The 21,708-nt window shown below is 68.7% G+C and carries 20 protein-coding genes; 5 read left to right on the top strand and 15 right to left on the bottom strand.

Going from position 1 to position 21,708, the window contains the following annotated elements; all coding sequences use genetic code 11:
- Positions 1–44 precede the first annotated feature (44 nt).
- The 7 genes from glp to ASE28_RS29285 form a co-directional block, all read right to left on the bottom strand.
- Positions 45–1,334: a gephyrin-like molybdotransferase Glp gene (glp, locus tag ASE28_RS29315; protein ID WP_057269572.1), complete on the bottom strand. Its 1,290-nt coding sequence runs from the start codon at positions 1,332–1,334 to the stop codon at positions 45–47.
- Complete coding sequence (gene mobA, locus ASE28_RS29310) at positions 1,331–1,972, bottom strand: molybdenum cofactor guanylyltransferase MobA (RefSeq protein WP_057269571.1); 642 nt, start codon at positions 1,970–1,972, stop codon at positions 1,331–1,333. The genes glp and mobA overlap by 4 nt, the downstream gene beginning before the upstream one ends.
- 55 nt (positions 1,973–2,027) lie before the next feature.
- Positions 2,028–3,164, bottom strand: coding sequence for a GTP 3',8-cyclase MoaA (gene moaA / locus ASE28_RS29305; protein ID WP_057269672.1), 1,137 nt, complete (start codon positions 3,162–3,164; stop codon positions 2,028–2,030).
- Between the two features lie 63 nt (positions 3,165–3,227).
- Complete coding sequence (locus ASE28_RS29300) at positions 3,228–3,989, bottom strand: SDR family oxidoreductase (protein ID WP_057269570.1); 762 nt, start codon at positions 3,987–3,989, stop codon at positions 3,228–3,230.
- A gap of 61 nt (positions 3,990–4,050) precedes the next feature.
- Positions 4,051–4,638: a DUF2889 domain-containing protein gene (locus ASE28_RS29295; RefSeq protein WP_057205747.1), complete on the bottom strand. Its 588-nt coding sequence runs from the start codon at positions 4,636–4,638 to the stop codon at positions 4,051–4,053.
- Positions 4,639–4,689: 51 nt separating this feature from the next.
- Positions 4,690–6,123 (bottom strand): aldehyde dehydrogenase family protein, encoded by a 1,434-nt coding sequence (locus ASE28_RS29290; RefSeq protein ID WP_057205750.1) that lies wholly within the window; start codon positions 6,121–6,123, stop codon positions 4,690–4,692.
- A gap of 92 nt (positions 6,124–6,215) precedes the next feature.
- Complete coding sequence (locus ASE28_RS29285) at positions 6,216–6,920, bottom strand: Crp/Fnr family transcriptional regulator (RefSeq protein WP_057205752.1); 705 nt, start codon at positions 6,918–6,920, stop codon at positions 6,216–6,218.
- Positions 6,921–7,020: 100 nt separating this feature from the next.
- Here ASE28_RS29285 and ASE28_RS29280 point away from each other — a divergent pair, with 100 nt between their 5' ends.
- Both ASE28_RS29280 and ASE28_RS29275 read left to right on the top strand, forming a co-directional pair.
- Positions 7,021–7,548 carry a DUF962 domain-containing protein gene (locus ASE28_RS29280; RefSeq protein ID WP_057205755.1) on the top strand — a complete coding sequence of 176 codons (528 nt, stop codon included), beginning with the start codon at positions 7,021–7,023 and terminating at the stop codon, positions 7,546–7,548.
- A 115-nt stretch (positions 7,549–7,663) separates the two neighbouring features.
- Positions 7,664–8,539 carry a bile acid:sodium symporter family protein gene (locus tag ASE28_RS29275; protein WP_057269569.1) on the top strand — a complete coding sequence of 292 codons (876 nt, stop codon included), beginning with the start codon at positions 7,664–7,666 and terminating at the stop codon, positions 8,537–8,539.
- On the opposite strand, the gene ASE28_RS29270 is transcribed toward ASE28_RS29275, so the two are convergent.
- The 6 genes from ASE28_RS29270 to ASE28_RS29245 all read right to left on the bottom strand — a co-directional run bounded on the left by ASE28_RS29270 (position 8,534) and on the right by ASE28_RS29245 (position 16,612).
- Complete coding sequence (locus tag ASE28_RS29270; protein ID WP_057269568.1) at positions 8,534–10,840, bottom strand: DUF1631 family protein; 2,307 nt, start codon at positions 10,838–10,840, stop codon at positions 8,534–8,536. The genes ASE28_RS29275 and ASE28_RS29270 overlap by 6 nt on opposite strands.
- Before the next feature lie 65 nt (positions 10,841–10,905).
- Positions 10,906–12,063 (bottom strand): ABC transporter permease, encoded by a 1,158-nt coding sequence (locus ASE28_RS29265; RefSeq protein WP_057269567.1) that lies wholly within the window; start codon positions 12,061–12,063, stop codon positions 10,906–10,908.
- A gap of 20 nt (positions 12,064–12,083) precedes the next feature.
- Positions 12,084–13,259 (bottom strand): ABC transporter permease, encoded by a 1,176-nt coding sequence (locus ASE28_RS29260; RefSeq protein ID WP_057269566.1) that lies wholly within the window; start codon positions 13,257–13,259, stop codon positions 12,084–12,086.
- A 46-nt stretch (positions 13,260–13,305) separates the two neighbouring features.
- Positions 13,306–14,316: an HlyD family secretion protein gene (locus ASE28_RS29255; RefSeq protein ID WP_057269565.1), complete on the bottom strand. Its 1,011-nt coding sequence runs from the start codon at positions 14,314–14,316 to the stop codon at positions 13,306–13,308.
- Positions 14,317–14,318: 2 nt separating this feature from the next.
- Positions 14,319–15,770, bottom strand: coding sequence for a TolC family protein (locus ASE28_RS29250; protein WP_157422175.1), 1,452 nt, complete (start codon positions 15,768–15,770; stop codon positions 14,319–14,321).
- A 20-nt stretch (positions 15,771–15,790) separates the two neighbouring features.
- Positions 15,791–16,612 carry a metal-dependent hydrolase gene (locus tag ASE28_RS29245; RefSeq protein WP_057269564.1) on the bottom strand — a complete coding sequence of 274 codons (822 nt, stop codon included), beginning with the start codon at positions 16,610–16,612 and terminating at the stop codon, positions 15,791–15,793.
- Positions 16,613–16,718: 106 nt separating this feature from the next.
- On the opposite strand from ASE28_RS29245, the gene ASE28_RS29240 reads away from it, so the two are divergent.
- Complete coding sequence (locus ASE28_RS29240) at positions 16,719–17,330, top strand: TetR/AcrR family transcriptional regulator (RefSeq protein WP_057269563.1); 612 nt, start codon at positions 16,719–16,721, stop codon at positions 17,328–17,330.
- Positions 17,331–17,337: 7 nt separating this feature from the next.
- On the opposite strand, the gene ASE28_RS29235 is transcribed toward ASE28_RS29240, so the two are convergent.
- Both ASE28_RS29235 and ASE28_RS29230 read right to left on the bottom strand, forming a co-directional pair.
- On the bottom strand, positions 17,338–17,745 hold the full coding sequence (locus ASE28_RS29235; RefSeq protein WP_369818316.1) for a VOC family protein: 408 nt from the start codon (positions 17,743–17,745) through the stop codon (positions 17,338–17,340).
- Positions 17,746–17,803: 58 nt separating this feature from the next.
- Entirely contained in the window at positions 17,804–19,879 is a 2,076-nt protein-coding gene (locus ASE28_RS29230; RefSeq protein ID WP_057269561.1) for a sodium-translocating pyrophosphatase, read from the bottom strand.
- A gap of 276 nt (positions 19,880–20,155) precedes the next feature.
- On the opposite strand from ASE28_RS29230, the gene ppa reads away from it, so the two are divergent.
- Positions 20,156–20,698, top strand: coding sequence for an inorganic diphosphatase (gene ppa / locus ASE28_RS29225; RefSeq protein ID WP_057205776.1), 543 nt, complete (start codon positions 20,156–20,158; stop codon positions 20,696–20,698).
- A gap of 185 nt (positions 20,699–20,883) precedes the next feature.
- Positions 20,884–21,708: MCP four helix bundle domain-containing protein (locus tag ASE28_RS29220; protein ID WP_200964007.1), on the top strand; the 825-nt coding region annotated here is incomplete at its 3' end.

Below are 21,708 nucleotides of genomic sequence, written 5' to 3'. Positions count from 1 at the left end.
CCGCGTTGCCGCAGGCGTTGGGAAGTCCATGCCGCACCTGCGTGTCAGATCACGCCGTCAAAGACCATGACGTCCACGGGTTCGCCCACGGCCACGTCGCCCTGGCCGTGGTGCAGCACGATGAGGCCGTTGGCCTGCACCATGGAGCTGAGCACGCCCGAGCCCTGGTTGCCGGTGGTGCAGACCTGCAGGCTGCCATCGGGGGCCGTGCTCACGGTGCCGCGCTGGTACTCGGTGCGGCCGGGTTTCTTGCGCAGGGCCTCGGTGCTGGTGGCGCGCATGAGGGGGGCGGGCGCATGGGTGCTGCCCATCATGCGCAGCAGGGCCGGGCGCACGAAGGCCAGGAAGGTGACCATCACCGCCACCGGGTTGCCGGGCAGGCCGAACAGCACGGCGCCGCGGCCATCGGGCGTACCACTGGCCAAACGCCCCACGGCCATGGGGCGGCCGGGGCGCATGGCGATGCGCCAGAAGGCCACGTCGCCCAGTTGTTTCATCATGGTGCGCGTGTGGTCGGCCTCGCCCACGCTCACGCCGCCGCTGGTGACGATGGCATCGGCCTGCTGCGCCGCCTGGCGAAAGGCCGCCTCCAGCAGGGCGGGCTCGTCGCGCACCACACCGAGGTCGATCACCTCCACGCCCAGGCGCGTGAGCAGGCCGAACACGGTGTAGCGGTTGCTGTCGTACACCGCCCCTTCGCGCGGGGGCTCGCCCAGGCTCAGGATCTCGTCGCCGGTGGAAAAGTAGGCTACGCGCAGGCGGCGGTGCACCGTGACGGTGGGCAGGCCCAGGCTGGCCACCAGGCCCAGTGCGGCCGGCGTGAGCAGCTCGCCCTGCGCCAATGCCACGCTGCCCTGCATCAGGTCCTCACCTTTGAAGCGGCGGTTGTCGCCCAGGCGCAGCACATCGGCGGCGATGGTTATGGAGCCGTCCGCGCCGGTGGTGGTGAACTCCTGCGGCACCACCGTATCGAGGCCCGGCGGCATGATGGCCCCGGTCATGATCTTCACGCACTCGCCCGTGGCCACCGTGCCTGCCCAGGCCTTGCCGGCCAGGGCCGTGCCCACGGGGCGCAGCGTGAGCGGCTGGCCCGGCACGAGTTGGGTGCCGGCCAGCGCATAGCCATCCATGGCCGAGTTGTCGTGCGGCGGCACGCTCACAGGCGAGACGACGTCGCTGGCCAGCACGCGCCCCAGCGCATCGAAGATGCCAATGGTTTCGGTGCCCTGCACCGGCTGCACCAGGCGCGCGAGGAAGGCATTGGCATCGGCAACGCTCAGGGCCTTGGGATCGTAGCCCTGCAGTTCGGCGGCAATCTGGGCAAGGGTCTTCATGGGCGGTCGGATGGTGTGCCGGCCTCCAGCGCGTGCAGCTCGGCCAGGGTGTTGGCGTTGAAGAAGGCCTGCGGGTCGTCGCCCGGCGCGTTGAAAGGCACGATGGCGCAGGCATGCTGGCCGGTCCACGCATCGATCTTGCGGCCGCCGGCCTGGGTGAAGGCCACCAGGCTTTCGAGCAGGTCCACGCGCAGCAGGCAGAACACGGGCTGGGGGCGCACGGCCAGCTGGCCGCTGCCATCGTCCTCGGGGGCGGCGGCCATGGCGATGTCGGCACCCGCTTCGTCGGCCGCTGCGGCCAGGCGCGCCGCCAGGTCCAGCGGGAACAGGGGGGTGTCGCAGGGCACGGTCAGCATCCACGGGGTTTCGCAGCGCTCCAGCCCGGTCATGAAGCCGGCCAGTGGGCCGGCATAGTCAGCCAGCACGTCGGGCCACACCGGCGCGCCGAATGATTCGTAGGCTGCCAGGTTGCGGTTGGCGTTGACCATGGTGGCGCCGGTCTGCATCTGCAGCCGCATCAGCGTGTGCAGCGCCAGCGGCATGCCGCGAAAGCCCTGCAGGCCCTTGTCGACCCCGCCCATGCGGGAGCCGCGGCCCCCGGCCAGCACGAGGCCGGTGATGTCCTGGATGTCGATCATGGAGAGGGGTGGCCCGGTGTGCGTTGAAGAAAAAGAAAGGGCAGCAGCGCCTGCATCACCCGCCGATATAGCTCATCTCCACCCGGCGCGGCCCGGGCGTGGCATCCGCAGGCAGGCTGCTGCGCAGCTCCGAGTAGCGGTCGCTGCGGTTTTGCCAGATGGGGGCGATGGCCGAGGCGATGGCCTCGTCGCTCGCGCCGCCGCGCAGCAAGCTGCGCAGGTCATGGCCCTGGGTGGCGAACAGGCACAGGTACAGCTGGCCTTCGGTGGACAGGCGTGCGCGGTTGCAGTCGTGGCAAAAGGCCTGGGTCACGCTGCTGATGACGCCGATCTCGCCCAGCGCTGGGTCGTGCCGGCCGCTGGCATCGGCATAGCCCCAGCGCTCGGCGGTCTCGCCGGGGCTGGCGGGATCGAGCGGCACCAGCGGCAGGTGGGCGCGCAGGCGCTCGATGAGTTCGGCCGAAGGCAGCACTTCGTCCATGCGCCAGCCGTTGGTGGCCCCCACATCCATGTACTCGATGAAGCGCAGCGTGGTGCCCGTGCCGCGAAAGTGCCGCGCCATGGGCAGGATCTCGTGGTCGTTGGTGCCGCGCTTGACGACCATGTTGACCTTGATGTGCGACAGGCCCGCCGCATGGGCCGCCTCGATGCCTGCGAGCACGTCGGCCACCGGAAAGTCCACGTCGTTCATGCGCCGGAACACCGTGTCGTCCAGGCCGTCGAGGCTCACGGTCACGCGGTTCAGGCCAGCGTCCTTGAGCGCTCGGGCCTTGCGCACCAGCAGCGACCCGTTGGTGGTGAGCGTGAGGTCGGGGGGCGTGCCATCCACCGTGCGCAGCGCGGCCAGTTGCGCCACCAGGGCTTCGAGGTTCTTGCGCAGCAGGGGCTCGCCCCCCGTGAGGCGTATCTTGCGCACGCCGTGGGCCAGGAACAGCCGGGCCAGGCGCGTGATCTCCTCGAAGCTGAGCAACGCGCTGTGGGGCAGGTAGGGGTAGTCCTTGTCGAACACCTCCTTGGGCATGCAGTAGCTGCAGCGGAAGTTGCAGCGGTCCGTCACGCTGATGCGCAGGTCGCGCAAGGGACGCCCGCGTGTGTCCACCAGATGCCCCGTTGGAGCTTGTGCATGCAGCGGCACCACCGCCCGGAGGGCGGCGCTGCGCTGGTCCACCAGGGGGATCACACGTTCGGCCATGGGGGCATTTTGCCGCAGTTGCTGCATTGGGGATGCGGCCTCCCAACTTGCCCTTGTGGGGGCTTAGACGCAGCGGCCGCCGTCTACCTCAATGCACACGCCATTGATGAAGGACGCTTCATCACTGGCAAGGTAGAGCGCGGCGTTGGCCACGTCGAGCGCGGTGGAAAAGCGCCCCAGCGGGATGGTGGCCAGGAACTTGGCGCGGCGCGCATCGTCCACCGGGCCGCCCGCGAACTCGGCGGCCAGGCCGGTGTCGGGGTTGAACACGGGGTTGATGCAGTTCACGCGGATGTTGTCGGGGCCGAGCTCGGCCGCCATGGACTTGCTGGTGATGATCACGGCGCCCTTGGATCCGTTGTACCAGGTCAGGCCTGGGCGTGGGCGCAGGCCGGCCGTGGAGGCAATGTTGATGATGCTGCCGCCGCCCACCTTGCGCAGCACCGGCACGGCGTGGATGGCCGAGAGGTAGATGCTCTTCATGTTGATGGCATAGACCTTGTCGAACTCGTCCTCGCTCACCTCCAGCATGGGGCGGTTGCGGTGCGTCCAGCCGGCGTTGTTGACCATCACGTCGAGCTGGCCATACAGGCGCACGGCCTCATCCACCAGGGCCTTGACCTGGGCCGAATTGGTCACGTCGGCCTTGAAGAAGGCGGCCGTGCCGCCGGCCGCGGTGATCTCGGCCACCACGCGCTGGCCGCCGGCTTCGTTGATGTCGTTGACGATGAGCTTGGCGCCCTCGGCCGCCAGGCGCTTGGCGATGCCCTCGCCAATGCCGTTGCCGGCGCCGGTGACGATGACGGACTTGTTCTGTGCACGCATGGAGTGTCTCCCTGTCTTTGGAAAATGGGGCGGTAAAAAAAAAGGTGTGGAACTGCTGTGGTCAGCGTTCGGCGGGCGGTGCCGCCGTGTCGGGTTTGCTGATTGCAGCGGGCACGCGGCCGTAGAACTGCGGAAAGTGCTCCTTCACGCCGTTGCCGTCGAAGGCCCAGCCCGTGCACTGGTTCAAGTGGCGCGGCGGGTCGCCATTGGCAGGCGGTGCGAACACGGCGGTGACGGACTGGAAGGCGGCGGTGGCCAGGTTGAACAGCAGCTCGCGCAGGTGGGTGCAGCTGGCCACGCCACCCAGGTGCTTCTGGATGGCCTGGCGCCAGCCGCGGGTCATGCTGCAGCCCACCATCTGCTGCAGCGCGGCCTGGGCCAGCGGGCAGTCCTTGAGCGGGTGGGCATCCATCGCCACGTCGATGGCCTGCACCACGAGCTGGCGGTCCACCGTGACGCGCAGCAGCATGTGGTGGATGGGCTCGCCCGCGCGCCGCACGCCCTCGCCACGGTGCACGGGGGCATCGTAGGCCTTGCTGTCGTGCAGCTCGCCTTCGATGTCCCACAGGCCATCGTCGCGTTCATAGCCCTGGTAGGTCACGCGCCGGACATGCCGGGCGGTGCGGGGGGCGGGGGGGCTCAGGGGCATGGAAAGAGGTCTTGCGCAAATCGGTGCCCGCCAGGTCGGCGAGCGCCGCAATCAACCGTGCTTGATCGCCACGGTCTTGAGGGTGGTGAAGCCGTACAGCGCCTCGAAGCCCTTTTCGCGCCCGTAGCCGCTGGACTTCACGCCGCCGAAGGGCAGCTCCACGCCGCCGCCGGCGCCGTAGTTGTTGATGAACACCTGGCCGCTGTGCACGCGCTTGGCCATGCGGAACTGGCGCGAGCCGTCGCGTGTCCAGATGCCGGCCACCAGGCCGAACTGGGTGGCATTGGCCAGCTCCACCGCATGGTCCTCGTCCTGGAAGGCCATGGCCGAGAGCACGGGGCCGAAGACTTCCTCCTGCGCCAGGCGGTGCTGCACCGGCACATCCCGCAGCAGCGTGGGGGCCTGGTAGAAGCCGCCTTCGGGCGACTCGTCCACCACCACGCCCTGGGCCACCATGGGGATGCCAGCGACTTGCGCGTCAGACAGAAAGTCCCACACGCGCTGCTGCTGGGTCTGGCGGATCAGCGGGCCCACATCGAGGTCCATGGCCGCGGGGCCCACGCGCAGCTGTTCAAAGGCCTTGCCCAGGCGTTCGAGCAGCGGTTCGTAGATCAGCGAGTCGATCAGCACGCGCGAGCCGGCGCTGCAGGTCTGGCCCGCGTTCTGCACGATGGCGTTGATCACCACGGGCACGGCGGCATCCAGGTCGGCATCGGCAAAGATGATCTGCGGGCTCTTGCCGCCGAGCTCCAGCGTCACCGGGCAGTGGCGCTCGGCCGCCACCTGCTGGATCAGCGTGCCGATCTTGGGGCTGCCGGTGAAGCTAATGTGGTCGATGCCCGGGTGGCGCGCCAGCGCGTCGCCCACCTCGTGGCCGTAGCCCGTGACGATGTTCAGCGCGCCGGACGGAAAGCCCACCTCGGCCGCCAGCTGCGCCACGCGGATCAGCGACAGGCAGGCGTCCTCGGCCGGCTTGACCACGCAGACGTTGCCGGCCGCCAGGGCACCGCCCACGCTGCGGCCAAAGATCTGCATCGGGTAGTTCCAGGGGATCACATGGCCCGTCACCCCATGCGGCTCGCGCCAGGTGAGCACGCTGTAGCCGTCCAGGTAGGGCAGGGTCTCGCCATGCAGCTTGTCGCAGGCACCGGCATAGAACTCGAAGTAGCGCGCCAGCGCCAGCGTGTCGGCGCGGGCCTGCTTGGTGGGCTTGCCGCAGTCGCGCTGCTCCAGCGCCGTGAGCTCGTCGGCATGCTCGAGCACCTTGGCCGACAGGCGCTGCAGCAGGCGGCCCCGGTCGGCCGGTGCCATGCGCTGCCACACTGCGTTGTAGCACTGGCGCGCCGCATGCACCGCCGCGTCGATGTCATCGGCGTTGCTGCGCTGGATCTCGTCGAAGGGCTGGCCGTCGGACGGGTCGATCACGGCAAGCGTGCGGCCCGACGAGGACGGAACAGAGGCGTTGGCGATGTAGTTCAGTTGCATGCCGCCATTTTGCCCGGAAATGCAAAGTGTTCTTAGTATTTTGCTCCCAAATGCACTTGGGTGATAACCCGTGTGTGCTGGGCGCTATTGATTCAGTAGCAAGTGGCGCGCAGGGCCGCCAGGTCCAGGATCTCCACCTCGCCGCGGTGCACGCGCACCAGGGCGCGGCCCTCCAGGTCCTTGAGGATCTGATTGGTGGTCTGGCGCGAAATGGCCAGCATCAGCGACAGCTGCTCCTGGGATATGCCGATCACCCGGCGCGACTGGCCCTCGGCCGTCCACTGGCCGTAGCCCTCGGCCATCATCACCAGGCGGCGCGCCAGGCGCTGGCCGGCAGGCAGCAGGGCCAGTTCTTCGATGGCCACGAAGGCGGTGCGCAGCTTGTCGGTGAGCAAGAGGGCCAGCGCATGCCAGTGCTGAGGGTGGGCGGTGAGCCAGGCCTGCAGAGGGTCGTGCGGTATCTGCAGCAGGGTGCTGGCTTCGGCCGCGTGGGCATCGTGCGTGCGGGCCGAATTGTCGAACACCGAGATCTCGCCGAACCAGTGCGGGGGCTCCAGCCGCGTGAGCATGGCGGCGCGCGCTTCGTCGGCCCGCCCGCCCGTGCCCGAAATGCTGATCGCGCCGCGCACCACGGCATACAGCCCGCAGGGCGCATCGCCGCGCAGAAAGAGCACCTCGCCCGGCGCCAGCTGGCGCAGGTGGGCCATGGCCAGCAGGGGCTGGGCGAAGTCGGGCGGCAGGTGGGCAAACCAGCGGCCGGACTGGAGCACGGGAAGGTAGGCGGCGGGGTCGGTCATGCAGTCGGGTAAGGCTGGGTTTGTGTCGGCTCCCCGACAGACGGGGGGCGGGCGCCGCACGAGTATGGATGCTGCTTACAACAACAACCAGGAGACACCCATGAAAACCCTGATCGACCACCTGGCCCAGTACGCCGACTACCACCGCGACCCGCGCAACATCCACACCCATTTCGTGGGCGTGCCGATGATCATGTTTGCCGTGGTGATCCTGCTCTCGCGCCCCGTCTGGCTGCTGGGTGGCGTGCCCGTGGGGCCGGCGCTGGTGGCGGCCATCGCGGCCAGTGTCTTCTACTTCCGGCTCGATACGCGCTTTGGCCTGGTGATGGCCGCGCTGCAGGCCGCCATGCTGGCCGGCGGCCAATGGCTGGCGCTGCAAGGCACCACGCTGTGGCTGGCCACGGGCCTGGGCCTGTTCGCCGTGGGCTGGGTGATCCAGTTCGTGGGCCACTACTACGAGGGCCGCAAGCCCGCCTTCGTGGACGACCTGGCAGGCCTGATCGTGGGGCCGCTCTTCGTGGTGGCCGAGTTGGGCTTTCTGATGGGCCTGCGCAAGGAAGTGCAGCACGCCATCGAGCAGCGCAGCGGCCCGGTGCGCCTGCGCACGGGCCCGACTGCAGCGGCCTGAACCGGCGCATCTCCCCCTCTCTCCTCGTTCATCGACTTTTGCCCACGGCACCGCATGGCGGTGCCGTGGGCTTTGCCACAGGAGCGCGGCCAGCCCCTGGCCGCGTGAGCGCACCATGAGTTTCATTTCCATCCTGCCCACGCTGCTGTTCATTGCGCTGGGCCTCGTCATGTTCGGCCTGGGCCTGTCGCTCACCGTGGCGGACTTCAAGCGCCTGCTGCAGTACCCGCGCGCTGTGCTGCTGGCCCTGGTGCTGCAGGTGCTGGTGCTGCCGGCGGCCTGCTACGGCCTCATCGTGCTGCTGGGCGTGCCGCCGCTGTATGCCGTGGGGCTGATGCTGCTGGCGGCATCGCCGGGCGGCGTGTCGGCCAATCTGTTCAGCCACCTGTTCGGCGGCAACGTGGCGATGAACATCTCGCTCACGGCCATCAACACGGTGCTGTCCATCGTGAGCCTGCCGCTCATCACCAACTGGGCCATCGCCACCTTTGCCAAAACGGGCCAGGTGGTGCCGCTGCAGTTCGGCAAGGTGCTGGAGGTGATCGTGATCGTGCTCATCCCTGTGGTCGTGGGCATGTGGGTGCACCGGCGCGCCCCGGCCTTCAGCGCGCGCATGGAAAAGCCGATGAAGATCTTCAGCGCCGTGGTGCTCGCGTCGTTCGCGCTGATTGCCATTGCCAAGGAATGGGCGGCGCTGTCGGCATCGTTTGCCGACATCGGCCCGGCCGTGCTGCTGTTCAATGCGCTGAGCCTGGGTGCCGGCTACTTCCTGCCGCGCGCGGTGGGCATAGACAAGTCCATGGCCACGGCCATCGGCTTCGAGATCGGCATCCACAACTCCACGCTGGCGATCTTCATCGCGCTGTCGGTGCTCAACAACTTCCAGCTCGCGCTGCCAGCCGCCATCTACTCGGTCAGCATGTACATCATGGCGCCGCTGTTCGGCATGCTGGTGCTGCGCAGGCCGGGGCAGAACACCCCGGGCTCATAACCTGCTTTCCACGCTGTTGCGCATGGCGGCCTGCGCCACGGCGTCCAGAGCGACATCCACCACGGGCTGCTGGCTGAGCACCTGCAGGCTGCCTTGCTGGATGCACCGGTCGAGCAGCCGCAGCGTCATCGATTGGGTGCGCCCGGAGGCGTTGGTAAAGAGGAAGAAGGTGCCCTGCGAGCCGACCCAGGACAGCTGGGTGCGCTCCCACTGGCCTGCCACCAGCAGGTTCACCCAACTGCCGACGGCCAGTGCAGGCCGGGTGGGTCCATCCACCGGGGTGGGTTCGGGCGGGGGCTCCAGGGTCCCGGGCTGGGAGGGTTGCAAATCGTCCATGAAGCCGGAATCCTGGGCTTCCGATGGCGCAAGCCACGGCTCCTCGTCCATGGTCGGGGTTGCTTGTTCCGCAGGCTCCGTTTCGGCGGGCGAAGCGGCAGGCTTGGGCCCGCCCTGGAAGGCCTGCTGGTGCAATTGCATCAACTGCGCGAAGACGGCTTCGGTCCTGTCAGCGGGGTAGTCGATCAATGCGAGGCCTTCGCGCAGGCGAGGCAGCAGTTGGGGGATCAGGCGCGCGAGCTCACCGGTGTTCGTGCGGGTCAGTTCGGGCTGCGCGCTCCAGACCAGGGCTCCCACCAGCTCCTGGTAGCGGCCCGGGTCGGCGCTGCCGGTCCTGTCGGTCAGGCGCGCCTGGGCCATGACCTGGGCCCAGGGGCCGAGCAGGAAGTGGGCAATCTCGCCGGGGATGCTGTCGATCTGCGGCAGCAAGCGGATCTCGCCGGACAACCTGGCCGCCAGTAGGTGGCGCTGCTCCGCGTGCTCCAGCGCCTCGATGGCGCGCAGGCGCTCCTTTTCGCGCACCTGCTCGCCGTCTGCCCATTGCGCGTGCAACTGCTGACGGACCTGCTCGAAGTCATCTGCCCCTTCGATGGTGGCCGAGGCCAGCGGGCCGGCAATGTCCATGAGGGAGCGCATGAATCGCTTGAAGCCGGGTGCCTCGGCCCCGTTGAAGGCCATGCTGTGGTCGGTGATGTCCTGCAGCAGGCGGCGCGCGGGGTGCTCCTTGTTGCTGAAGAATCGGGGGTCGGCCACCGTTAGCTGCATCAGGGCGGGTTCCAGGGCGCGCACGAACTGCTGCACAGGCCACAGCAGCCGGCTGTCGCGCGCGATGTTGTCCACCATCAGCGCGACCACCTCCATGCCCAGGGCGTCCCCCAGCCCTGCGGCGCGCCGCTGCCCTGGGCCGTCGCCCGGCTGGACGCGCTGGCTGCCCAGGCGCTCCATCATCTGGCCGACCTGGTTCATCTCCTGCAGCGCTTCGAAGGCGGCGGGCACGGTCATGGCGAAATCCGTGGCGGGCGGGTCGATCTGGGGAAGCTGTACCGGGCTGTCGAACTCGCGTGCAAAACGTTCGGCGAAGGGTTCATTGTCCGGCGCGGCCGCCGGGGACTGCTGCGGCGCGGGTTGCTCACTGAACTCGCCGAGCAGCAGGCGGCGCAGCCGGTCGAGCGTGAGCAGCGGGTCGCCGGAGCCTGCCGGTACCAGCATGTCCGTTTCGGCGCCGAAGCCGGGAGAGGTTTCGCCATTGCTTGGGGCAACGTACACATACTCGCCGTCGGCCTGGCGCATGGCGTAGCCCACGGGCCGCACACCGCCTTGCTTGAGCAGATCGATCTGCGCGAGGTAGAGGCCCTTGAGCTCCGTGCCCAGGGCCTTGGCCATGTGCGCCATCCAGTCGTTTCGCACCTGCGCGGTGGCCTGCATCTGCGACACCACGGCCTGCAGTGCCTGCAGGAAGACTTCCGGGCGCAGGGGGTTGTGCTCGGGCTGCACCCTGGGCAGGCCCTGGGCTGCGCACACCAGGGCGTCGAGGTCGGCCAGCGGCCCCTCCACGGCAGAAGTCAGCACCTGCCTGGCGCGGGCGCGCTCGACGCTTTCGGTGATCTGCGACTCGTCCATCAGTTCGAGCTGGTCGAAATGGATGGTGAACAGGGAGCGCGAGGGTTTTTCCTCCCCCGGCGCAGCGGTCTGCTGTTCGAGTGCCTTGCGCAGCGCGCCAGGATAGCGCTCGCCCATCACGGAGGTGAGCCGCATCAACTGCTGCTGCGCTTCGAGCATGCCCTGGTGCTCGCCCGGGGTGCGGGCCTGGTCCTGGCGCAGTTGCAGGGACATGCGCGTGGCCTCGGCGACGCGCTCCATCAGGTGCCTGGAATCCGCCAGCACGCCATCGACGATGCGCTGGTAGTGCGAGGCGTTGCCATCGCGGGGAGCATGGTCAGGCGGTGCGGAGTGTTTCAAGGCCATCTTCTCTGGGAGTACCGGAATGCCTGTGATGGTACGCGGGGTTGCAGCCCGGGTGATGAAGTTCCTCAGGCAGAAGGGCCGGGTACTGGCCGGGGCCTTGTCCAAGCCAGCAGCGCCACCGTGCACCCTGCAGATAGCGCCACCAGCGCACACAGCTGGGGCAAGGCCGCCGCGAGGGGCGCGCCCAGCTGGTTCAGGCGCAGCGAGGCCTGCACGCCCGAGGTGCTGGGCAGCAGCCAGCGCAGCCACTGCAGCGGCTCGGGCAGGGCCTCCACGGGCCACGAGAAGCCGGCCACGAAGGCGATCGGCAGGGTGGTGAACAGCAGCACCTGCAGTGCGCGCTCGCGGTTGCCCACCCACAGGCCGATCAGCGCGCCCAGGGCCGCGATGGCGGGCACGTAGCAGGCCAGCAGCGCCAGGGCACCCAGCGGGTTGCCGCCGCGCGGGTAGTCGTGCAGCACAAAAATCCAGCCGAAGTAGAACAGGCCGCTGACCCAGCCCAGCGTGCACAGCGCCAGCAGCCGGCCCAGCCAGGTGCGGGCGCGGGCGCGGTGCCGGCCGGCCTCCACCCAGGTGCCGGTGAGCATGGCCGCACCCATGAGCAGCGTCTGCTGCAGGATCAGCAGGGCCACGGCGGGCACGACGAAGCTGCCGTAGCCTTCGGTGGGGTTGAACAGCGCCACCATCTGCAGCTGCACCGGGTTGCGGCTGGCCGCGGCCTGCTGCGCGCTCTGGCCCGCAGCCTGCAGCTTGCGCATCTCGATGCCGGCAGACACGGTGCCCACGGCCTCCGCAAAGCCGTACTGCACGGCCTTGTTGAGCAGCGCATAGGCGCCGTTGCCTTCGACGCGGACCAGGGCCTCCTCGCCGCGCACCACGCTGCGCTTGAGGTTCGCGGGTATCAACGCATAGCCTTCCACCTCGCCGCGCCACAGCGCTTCCTGCGCCTCGCGCTCGCTGGCGGTCACCAGGCGCACCTCGATGCGCGGGTCGGCTTCGGCAAAGCGCGTGATCTGGCGCGACAGGCTGCTGCGGTCCATGTCCACCACGGCCACGGGCACGCGCGTGAGCACCTCGTCGGCATAGAACCAGGGGTAGAAGAAGCCGTAAAGCACCGGCGCGGCCACGAGCAGCAGCAGCACGCCCTTGTCGCGGCCGATGGTGGCCAGGGCCTGGAGCCAGGCGCTCCAGAGACTGCCGGGTTCATCGTTGGGTGGGGTCATTGCATGGGTGGTTTGTTCCATCACCTTCCTCCCCAGCTCTCGGGACTGCGCCGTGCCAGCTGCAGGGCCAGCGTGCACGCCAGCAGCAGCACGGCAGTCGCTGCCATCAGCGCCACCATCGTGGAAACACTGGTGCGCAGCGGTGCGCCCATCTGCAACTGCTCGATTTGCAGGCGGATGTAGTGGGTGTAGGGCATGGCCTCGGCCCAGGCGCGCGCGCTGGCCGGCATGCCCGCCAGCGGAAAGGCCACGCCGCTGAATGCAAACGCCGGTGCCGCGAAGAAGCCGGCGCCCGACAGTGCCGTGCGCAGCGAGCGCGTGATGCCCGCCAGCGCCGCACCGGCGGCCAGCGACACGGCCATCAACAGCGCCAGCCCCGCAGCCACCCAGGCCAGGTTGCCCGGCGGGTGCCAGCCGCGCCCCCAGGTGATGCCTATCAGCGCCAGCAGCGCCACCAGTGTCAGCGAGGCCCAGGGCAGGGCAAGCTTGCCCACCAGGGCCGCACCCGTGCGCAGCACCCCACCACCCGCACCGAGCCATTCGCCCAGCGTGCGGTCGCGCAGCTCGCGGCCCACGGCCCAGGCGCCGGCCGTCATGGCCAGGATGTGCAGCAGCGCCGGGATCAGCGCCGCGCCCAGAAACTGCTCGTAGTTGGTGGACACGTTGAACAGCGCCAGCAATTGCGTGTGGATGGGCTCCATGTTCACGCGCACGGCCTGGGCCGGCTCGCCGCGCTTGTTGCGCGCGGCCATCTCGATGCCGGCCGACAGCGTGCCCACCACGGCGCGCACGTCGCGCTGCAGCACGCCCGAATGCGTGCCCAGTTGCGCGTCGTGCAGCAGCGTGACCTGGGCTGTGCGGCCCTGCTTCACGGTGCGCGAAAAGTCGCGCGGAATGGTGACGACGGCGTAGACGTCCACGCTGCGCAGCGCGCGCTCGGCCTCGGCCGTGTTGGTGTAGTGCTGCACCACCTGCAGGCCGGGCGTGGCGTCGAGCATGCGCACCACCTGGCGCGACAGGGCCGAGTGGTCGTCGTCCAGCACGCCCACGGGCAAGTGGCGCGGCAGGCCGGCCGAGAAGATCCAGCCCATGAGCAGCACCGCCAGCAGCGGCACCCAGGTGACCATGGCCAGGTCCCAGGGGCTGGCAAGCAGGCGCCGCGCCTCGCGGCGAAAGCTGTGGGCCAGGGTGCTCATGGCGCGGTGGCGGTCACGGGGCGGTGGTTGGGCGTTGCGCGCCCGCTCATTGCACCAGCACCGTCATGCCGGGGCGGGCGCCTTCGATGGGGGTGGCCGGGCGTGCGCGCACTTCGAAGGTGCGCACGTCGAAGCCCTGGCCGGCGCGCGTGGCGCGCCAGGTGGCGAAGTCGGGCAGGGCGGCCGTGTGGTAGACCTTGAAGCGCACGGGCTTGCCGGCGCTGCCGAGGGCCGGCAGCGTGGCCTCGAACTCCTGGCCGATGGCAAAGCGCTGCAGGCGGTCTTCGCGCACGTTCAGCACCACCCACTGGTCGGCCAGGTCCACCACCGTGACCACGGCCACGCCCTGGGGCGACAGCTCGCCCGTGCGGGCCAGCACCTTGGCCACTTCGCCGGCCACGGGGCTCTTGAGCTCGGTCTCTGCCTGGGCGGCCTTGACCTCGGCGACCACACCGGCCACCTGGCGCGCCTGGGCGCTGGCGGCAGACCGGTCCTCGGGCCGGGCGCCGGCACGGGCCAGCTCGTACTGGGCCTTGGCGGCCAGGGCCTGGTCGCGCGCGGCCTTGTGGTTGGCCTCGGCCTCGTCGCGCTTCTGTGCGGCCACCAGGCCTTCGCGGGCCAGGCCGTCCACCCGGCGATAGGACGATTCGGCCAGGTCGGCCGCCGTCACGGCGCGCTGCCACGCCAGGCGCGCCATCTCCACCTCCTGCGGACGCGCGCCGTGCGCGGCCTTGTCGGCCACGGCCTGGGCCGCTTCCTGCGCGGCGGTGGCTTGCGCCAGCTTGGCCTGCACCTCGGGGCTGTCCATGCGGATCAGCGGGGCGCCCAAGGCGATCTGGTCGCCTTCCTTGACCAGGATCTGCGCGATGCGCGCAGTGACCTTGGGCGCGATGTCGGCCTCGCGGGCCTCCATCTGGCCCTGGAACACCTCGGGCGCGGGCTGCGAGGCTTTCCACAGGCCGTAACCCACAAAGCCGGCGGCCGCTACCAGGGCCACGGTGCCCAGCACCGCAGCCTTCTTGCCGCTCTTGCCGTTGTTCTTGTTGCTGTCGCTCATGTTCATTCCACCTTCACATCGGCGCGTGCCATGTATTTGCCAAATTCATCGGACAGGCCGCAGCTTTCGAGCAGCTCGGCCAGGGCCTTCACGTAGTCGTGGGCGGCCTGGGCCCGTTCGGTCTGCGCCTTGGCCTGGTTGACCTGGGCGTCGATCAGGTCCAGCGTGGTGCTGGTGCCGGCGCGCAGGCCCGAGGTGCGCAGGCGCAGCACCTCGTCGGCCACCTCCAGCCCGGGCTGCATGCCGAAATAGGCGCGCCGCGCCTGCTCCAGCGCCTGCCAGCGCTTTTCCACCAGTAGGGCAATGTCGTTCTGCGCCTGGGCGCCGCTGCGCTCGGCCTGCTCGATCTGGCGCGAGGACGACGCGGCCAGCGCATCGCGGTCGATGGAGTCCCACAGCGTGAAGCGCACGCCGATGCCGGCCACCCAGTCGGCGTCCCTGCCGCTCTTGAGCTGACGCTGGCCGAAGGCGAAGACCTGCGGCTTGCGCAAAGCCTCCTGCGCCGCATGCAGTTGCTCGGCCTGGCCCTTCTTCGCGGCCACCTTGGCCAGGCCCGGGTGGCGCTGCAGCGCGGCATCGACGAAATGGGGCAGGGGCTCCACCGGCTGGCCGACCACGAAGAGCGGGCTTGTGGGCGCTACGCGCTCGCTGGCCTTCACCGTGCGGGTCAGGGCGGTGGCGGCCAGGTCGGCGTCGTCGCGGGCCTTGCGCGCGTTGCGGCGCGCTTCCTCCAGCGCGGCACGGGCCTGCAGGCGCTCCACGCGGGCGATCACGCCGGCGTCCAGCATCTTCTGCGCGGCGGCGTCGTGCTGCTCGATGGTGGCCAGGGCCGATTCGCGCAGGCGGGCGGCATGCTCGGCGAGCTGGGCCCCGAAATAGCGCTGCACCAGCACCGTGGTGACCTCGTGGCCGGTCTTGTCGGCATCGGCCTGCACCTCGGCGGCCTGCGCCTCCACCAGCCCGCGCGCAGCATCACCGGCACCGCCCATGTAGATCGGCCAGATACCCGAGACCGAGGTGCTGGTGTCCGTCTTGTGGCGGTTCAAGGTGTAGCTGGCCGGCAGGTGTGGCAACTGGGCCAGCGAGCCCGCCAGCTGCGGCGGCAGCTGCTGCAGCACGCCCGGCAGGGCCTGGTTCATGGGGTTGAGGTCGAGGTCCAGGTTGGCGTTGTAGGCGTACGCGGCGCCGCTGAGCGAGACCACCGGGCCGCCCAGCCGCGCCAGGGCCTGGCGGCGCAGCTGCGCGCTTTCCACCGCGTTGCGCGATGCGGCGAGCTGGTCGGAGCGTGCCGTGAGCTGCTCCAGTGCGGCCTGGAAGGCCATGGGCTCAGCCTGGGCCGGCAGCTGCATGGCGAGTGCGGCCAGCAGGGCGGCGGCCCGCAGTGAAGAAATACGCAGGCAAGGGAGGGGCTGGCCGGCCGCCGCATGCGGCCGGTGAGAGGGGCTCTGGGTCATGGTCTAAGGGGTGTTCGTGCTCAGCGTGCGCCCACGGGGATGTAGGCCTCGCGGTGGTCTGCCAGCCAGCGCTCGGAGAGGTCGCTGCCCTGCTGGCTGGGGTGGAAATCGCGCCGCAGGTAGTCGCGCCAGGGACGCCAGGTCTCGCGCACCAGGCCTCCTTGGCCGAACAGGGTGCGCGCCGCGCTGGCCCAGGTGCGCCAGCGCCACAGCGTGCCATCGCGGCGCAGGTTGCCCACGGTCTGGCGCAGCACGTCGCCCAGGAACACCAGGGTGATGCGCCGGAACCAGGTGATGCGCCAGGCATGGTCGCCGTCCAGCGCCTGGTAGATGTCGAAAGCCGTGCTCTTGTGCTCGGCCTCTTCAGCGCAGTGCCATTGCCACATCGTGGCAAGGCGCGGGTCGGCGCCCGCGAGGACCTCTGGGTGGCCCAGCAGCCACTCGGCCAGCAAGGCGGTGAAGTGCTCGTTGGCGGCGGACACGGCCAGCGGGTGGCGCGGGTCGGCGCCCTCGAAGAGCTTCATGCGCTCGGCCGCGCGCGGGCCCCAGGTGTTGACCAGGCCCTGCGTGTCGAGGTGGCCGTTGAACAGCGCGTGGATGCGCCGGTGCGTGGCCTCCTGCCCGATGAAGCCGCGCACCTCTTCTGCGTACAGCGCCTGCCGGTCGGCGGGCAGGGCCTTGTGGCCATTGCGCACCGCGTCGATGAAGAACTGCTCGCCCACGGGGAAGCTCATGGACAGCGCATTGAAGAGCGCCGTGCGAAAGGCGTCACCACTGCACCAGTGCCGCGCAAAAGGGGCCTCCAGGTCGATGAGCAGGCGGCGGACGACAAGTTCGGTCATGGCGGGCTCCAAGGGATGAAAGGTTTTGGTACTGCGTGGTACCAGTCGCGTATCATGCGTGGTGAGTGTGGTACTGTCAAGTACCTTCTCGGAATCTCACCGCGCCATGACCGAAGCCACGACCGCCGCCAGCCCATCCACATCCACCGTGCACCGCTCCCGCCTGCTGGAGGGGATGGCGCACGCCGTGGCCGTGCGCGGCTATGCCGACACCACCATCGCCGACATCGTGCGCGAGGCCAGCGTCTCGCGCCGCACCTTCTACGAGAACTTCGCCGACAAGGCCGAATGCCTGATCGCGCTGTACGAGGTCGCCAGCGGCAACGCCATCACGGTGCTGCGCAACGCCATCGATCCGCACAGCGATTGGCAGGCCCAGGTGGAGCAGGCCATGGGTGCCTATTTCGGCGTGCTTGAGCGCAATCCGGTGCTGCTGCGCACGCTCTTCGTGGAGATGCTGGGCCTGGGTGCCCCTGGCCTGGCCGCACGCCGCCGCGCCAACCAGCAACTGGCCGACCTGATGCTCGACGTGGTGAACAACCGCCCGGGCGAGCGCCTGCGCAAGGCCCCGCTCAAGCCCATGATGGCCATGGCTGTGGTGGGCGGCATCAACGAGATGGTGCTGCAGTCCATCGAGCAGGGGCGCGCCAACGACCTGCAGGAACTGGTGGAGCCGGCCGCGATGCTGTTGCGCGCGGCGATCTCGGCGGAGTTCTGAGCGCTTCTCAGACCTCGTTGGCGATCTCGACCAGGTTCTCGTCCGGATCGTAGATATAGACCGAGCGCAGGCGGTGCTGTGCGCCCGTGGCGCCCACGGGCCCCTGCACCACGGCCACGCCTTCTGCGGCCAGATGCACAAGGACTTCGTCGAGCGGAGTGCGCGTGAGAAAGCACAGGTCACCCGAGCCCGCCGTGGCGTGGCGTACGTTCGGGTCCACCACCGTGCCCACCTCGTGCAAGTTGATCTTCTGGTCGCCGAAATGCAGTGCGTAGCGCCCGGGCTTGAACTCGCGCGCCACCATGCCCAGCACGCGTTCGTAGAAGGCGATGGTGGCCGGGATGCTGGCGACGGTCAGGACCACATGGTCCAGCGATTGCACGGTGATGGGCATGGCAGTGCGGTGGGATGGCATGGAAAAAGAAAAGGCCCGCCGAAGCGGGCCGTGGCTGCAAGGCGGATGCCGCAGCGTATCAGCTCCCGTGGAATCGCACCACCAGCGGCACGATCAGCAGCGCCACGATGTTGATGATCTTGATCAGCGGGTTGATGGCCGGGCCGGCCGTGTCCTTGTAGGGGTCGCCCACGGTGTCGCCGGTCACGGCGGCCTTGTGCGCCTCGCTGCCCTTGCCGCCGTGGTGGCCGTCCTCGATGTACTTCTTGGCATTGTCCCAGGCGCCGCCGCCCGTGCACATGGAGATGGCGACGAACAGCCCGGTGACGATGGTGCCCATGAGCAGGCCGCCGAGCGCCTTGGGCCCCAGGAGCAGGCCGACCACGATGGGCACCACCACGGGCAGCAGGCTGGGGATCACCATTTCCTTGATGGCGGCGGTGGTCAGCATGTCCACGGCCTTGCCGTACTCGGGCTTGCCGGTGCCGTCCATGATGCCGGGGATGGAGCTGAACTGGCGGCGCACCTCCACCACCACCGCGCCGGCCGCGCGGCCCACGGCCTCCATGGCCATGGCGCCGAACAGGTAGGGGATCAGCCCGCCGATGAACAGGCCAACGATGACCAGCGGGTCCGACAGGTCGAAACTGATGGCCTTGCCGTAGCTTTCCAGCTTGTGTGTGTAGTCGGCAAACAGCACCAGCGCAGCCAGGCCCGCCGAACCGATGGCATAGCCCTTGGTCACGGCCTTGGTGGTGTTGCCCACGGCGTCCAGCGGGTCGGTGACGTCGCGCACGCTGCTGGGCAGCTCGGCCATCTCGGCAATGCCGCCGGCGTTGTCAGTGATGGGGCCGTAGGCGTCCAGTGCCACGACGATGCCCGCCATGCTCAGCATGGACGTGGCCGCCACGGCAATGCCGTAGAGCCCGGCGAGCTGGTAGGACGCGAGAATGGCCAGGCAGACGAAAAGCACCGGCCAGGCGGTGGAGCGCATCGAGACCCCGAGGCCGGCGATGATGTTGGTGCCGTGGCCGGTGGTGGAGGCCTGTGCGATGTGCTGCACGGGCGAATACTGCGTGCCGGTGTAGAACTCGGTGATCCAGACCAGCGCGGCCGTGAGCACCAGCCCCGTGGCGCAGGCGCCGAACAGGCGCATCTGGCTGCCGCTGGCGCGGATGGCGTTGTCCGGCATGATCCACATGGTGACGAAGTAGAACGCGATCAGCGACAGAATGCCCGCGATCGCCAGGCCCTTGTAGAGCGCGGGCATCACGTTCTTCATGCCCGGCGAGGCCTTCACAAAGAAGCAGCCGATGATGGACGCCACGATGGACACGGCGCCCAGCGCCAGCGGGTACACCGCGGCGTTGACCGGCGCGGCCACCACCATCAGCGCGCCCAGCACCATGGTAGCGATCAGCGTCACGGCATAGGTTTCGAACAGGTCGGCCGCCATGCCGGCGCAGTCGCCCACGTTGTCGCCCACGTTGTCGGCGATCACGGCGGGGTTGCGCGGGTCGTCTTCAGGGATGCCGGCCTCCACCTTGCCCACCAGGTCGGCTCCCACGTCGGCGCCCTTGGTGAAGATGCCGCCGCCCAGGCGCGCAAAGATCGAGATCAGCGAGGAGCCGAAGGCAAAGCCGATCAGCGGGTTGAGGGCCTCGGCCAGCATGGGCCCCGAGGTGATGCCCCGTGACAGCGCCCAGTAAAAGCCCGTGACGCCCAAGAGGCCCAGGCCCACCACCAGCATGCCGGTGATGGCGCCGCCGCGAAACGCGACGTCCAGCGCGGGGCCAATGCCTTGCGTGGCCGCCTGCGCCGTGCGCACGTTGGCGCGCACCGAGACGTTCATGCCGATGAAACCGCAGGCGCCCGAGAGAAAGGCCCCCAGGACGAAGCCGAGCGCGGAGGTCAGGTCCAGAAAGGCACCGATGAGAATCGCCAGCACCACGCCGACGATGGCGATGGTCTTGTACTGGCGGGCCAGGTACGCCGCAGCACCTGCCTGTATGGCGGCGGCAATCTCCTGCATGCGCGCGTTGCCCGCATCCTTGGCAAGAATCCACCCACGGGCCCACACGCCGTAGGCCACCGCAATCAATCCGCAAACCACTGCCAGTATCAGAGGGGACGTCAGCGCTGAGTTGTCAGCCATGCATTTCTCCTTGGTTTTTTCAGTTGCACGGAAGGAAACACAACGCAGGTCGGTGGTGCTTCCGCTGCGTTGCTTCCTCGTGCTCCTGTGGGAAGAACCTGCTCAAAATCGGGAGCAGCTTCTCAAGGAGTCGATTGGCCAACAGGCCCAATTTACAGGCAAACGCCGGTTTGCAAGCGGGCAGAAAGGGGCATGCGCCTAAAATCAGGGTTAATCCCGACGCTCTTGGTCCTGACCGGGCTCGCGGGTTATCGTTTCAAACCACACTCCACAGACATGTCCCTGAACCACGTACCCCCTGGCAAGAACGCCCCTGACGCTTTCAACGTCGTCATCGAGATCCCGATGAACGCCGACCCGATCAAGTACGAAGTGGACAAGGAATCGGGCGCGATCTTCGTGGACCGCTTCATGACCACGGCCATGCACTACCCCACCAACTACGGCTATGTGCCGCAGACGCTGTCGGGCGACGGCGACCCGGTGGACGTGCTGGTGATCACCCCCTACCCGCTGTTCCCCGGCGTGGTCGTGCCTTGCCGCCCCATCGGCATCCTGATGATGGAAGACGAAGCCGGCGTGGACGGCAAGGTGCTGGCCGTGCCCACCGACAAGGTGCTGCCCATCTACACCCACTGGCAGAAGGTGGAAGACGTGAACCCGATGCGCCTGAAGGCCATCAGCCATTTCTTTGAGCACTACAAGGACCTGGAAGCCGGCAAGTGGGTCAAGGTGCTGGGCTGGGAAGGCCTGGACGCCGCCAAGAAGGAAATCATGGACGGCATCGCCAGCTTCAAGGCCAAGAACAGCCAGGCCTGAGCACCGGCTGCCTTGCCGGCGCCCCGCTGACCAAAGAGCATGCATGCCCTCGCGGGCTGCATGCTTTTTTCATGGAAACCCCGCACTGTGCAGTGCCCCGGCCGTTGCTAGACTGCGCAAAGCCAGGGTGTCGGTGCGCAATCCTGCGCCCGCCCTGGCACGAATGGCCGTGGCCAAGGGGTGCTATGAAGATTTCCGACGTGCGTATCGGGCTCAAGCTGGGGATCGGGTTCTTTGCGCTGGTGCTGCTCACGGCCCTGCTGGGCGCGGTCTCGCTGTTCCAGCTCTCACGCATCCACCACAACGCGCAGGAGATCGCCAGCAACCTGCTGCCCAGCGTGGGCTACACGGGCGAGCTCAGGGTGTTGATGAACCGCATGCGGCGCTCCGAGGCCGGCCTGACCACCGCACGCAGCAAGGCTGAAGTCCAGGCCTTCGCCGAGCAGATGAACGCGCGCGCCAAGGACCTGGAGCGTGTGGAGGCGCAGTACGAACCGTTGGTCAGTGCGGGCGAGGAGCGTGAGGCCTTCCAGACCTTTCGCACGCGCAAGGTCGCTTACTACAAGCTCCAGGCCAACCTGGTGGAGGTCGCCAAGGGGGTGGACTTCAGCTCCAGTGAAACCATGGAACTGAGCTCCGACGCCCTGTCCGGGCTGTTTGCCGGTGAATCCGAAACCGCCTTCGTGGCCGCCGCTGAAACCCTGGGCCAGTTGCAGAAGATCAACTCCGCCATGGCCGACAAGGAGCAGGAGGAGGTGCAATCGGTCTTCCAGGCTGCCCGGGTCTGGGTGCTGGGCACGCTGGCCGCCTGCGTGGCGCTTGCGGTCGTGCTGGGCGTGTCCATCACGCGCTCGGTCACGCGCCCCGCGGGCCAGGCCGTGGGCGCTGCGCGCGCCATTGCCGAAGGTGATCTCACGGCGGCCATGCCGGCCCATGGCAAGGATGAAATGGGCCAGTTGCTGTCGGCGTTGGAGGACATGCGCGCCAACCTGGCCCGCGTGGTTACCGGC

Origin of the sequence: Acidovorax sp. Root219, from assembly GCF_001428665.1 — a bacterium.
Taxonomy (GTDB): Bacteria; Pseudomonadota; Gammaproteobacteria; order Burkholderiales; family Burkholderiaceae_C; genus Acidovorax.
This window is presented reverse-complemented; position numbering and strand designations above follow the sequence as displayed.

Excerpts from the sequence above, each read along its gene's own strand:
- glp (WP_057269572.1), bottom strand. The coding sequence starts at position 1,334 with ATGAAGACCCTTGCCCAGATTGCCGCCGAACTGCAGGGCTACGATCCC.
- mobA (WP_057269571.1), bottom strand. The coding sequence starts at position 1,972 with ATGATCGACATCCAGGACATCACCGGCCTCGTGCTGGCCGGGGGCCGC.
- moaA (WP_057269672.1), bottom strand. The coding sequence starts at position 3,164 with ATGGCCGAACGTGTGATCCCCCTGGTGGACCAGCGCAGCGCCGCCCTC.
- ASE28_RS29300 (WP_057269570.1), bottom strand. The coding sequence starts at position 3,989 with ATGCGTGCACAGAACAAGTCCGTCATCGTCACCGGCGCCGGCAACGGC.
- ASE28_RS29295 (WP_057205747.1), bottom strand. The coding sequence starts at position 4,638 with ATGCCCCTGAGCCCCCCCGCCCCCCGCACCGCCCGGCATGTCCGGCGC.
- ASE28_RS29290 (WP_057205750.1), bottom strand. The coding sequence starts at position 6,123 with ATGCAACTGAACTACATCGCCAACGCCTCTGTTCCGTCCTCGTCGGGC.
- ASE28_RS29285 (WP_057205752.1), bottom strand. The coding sequence starts at position 6,920 with ATGACCGACCCCGCCGCCTACCTTCCCGTGCTCCAGTCCGGCCGCTGG.
- ASE28_RS29280 (WP_057205755.1), top strand. The coding sequence starts at position 7,021 with ATGAAAACCCTGATCGACCACCTGGCCCAGTACGCCGACTACCACCGC.
- ASE28_RS29275 (WP_057269569.1), top strand. The coding sequence starts at position 7,664 with ATGAGTTTCATTTCCATCCTGCCCACGCTGCTGTTCATTGCGCTGGGC.
- ASE28_RS29270 (WP_057269568.1), bottom strand. The coding sequence starts at position 10,840 with ATGGCCTTGAAACACTCCGCACCGCCTGACCATGCTCCCCGCGATGGC.
- ASE28_RS29265 (WP_057269567.1), bottom strand. The coding sequence starts at position 12,063 with ATGACCCCACCCAACGATGAACCCGGCAGTCTCTGGAGCGCCTGGCTC.
- ASE28_RS29260 (WP_057269566.1), bottom strand. The coding sequence starts at position 13,259 with ATGAGCACCCTGGCCCACAGCTTTCGCCGCGAGGCGCGGCGCCTGCTT.
- ASE28_RS29255 (WP_057269565.1), bottom strand. The coding sequence starts at position 14,316 with ATGAGCGACAGCAACAAGAACAACGGCAAGAGCGGCAAGAAGGCTGCG.
- ASE28_RS29250 (WP_157422175.1), bottom strand. The coding sequence starts at position 15,770 with ATGACCCAGAGCCCCTCTCACCGGCCGCATGCGGCGGCCGGCCAGCCC.
- ASE28_RS29245 (WP_057269564.1), bottom strand. The coding sequence starts at position 16,612 with ATGACCGAACTTGTCGTCCGCCGCCTGCTCATCGACCTGGAGGCCCCT.
- ASE28_RS29240 (WP_057269563.1), top strand. The coding sequence starts at position 16,719 with ATGACCGAAGCCACGACCGCCGCCAGCCCATCCACATCCACCGTGCAC.
- ASE28_RS29235 (WP_369818316.1), bottom strand. The coding sequence starts at position 17,745 with ATGCCATCCCACCGCACTGCCATGCCCATCACCGTGCAATCGCTGGAC.
- ASE28_RS29230 (WP_057269561.1), bottom strand. The coding sequence starts at position 19,879 with ATGGCTGACAACTCAGCGCTGACGTCCCCTCTGATACTGGCAGTGGTT.
- ppa (WP_057205776.1), top strand. The coding sequence starts at position 20,156 with ATGTCCCTGAACCACGTACCCCCTGGCAAGAACGCCCCTGACGCTTTC.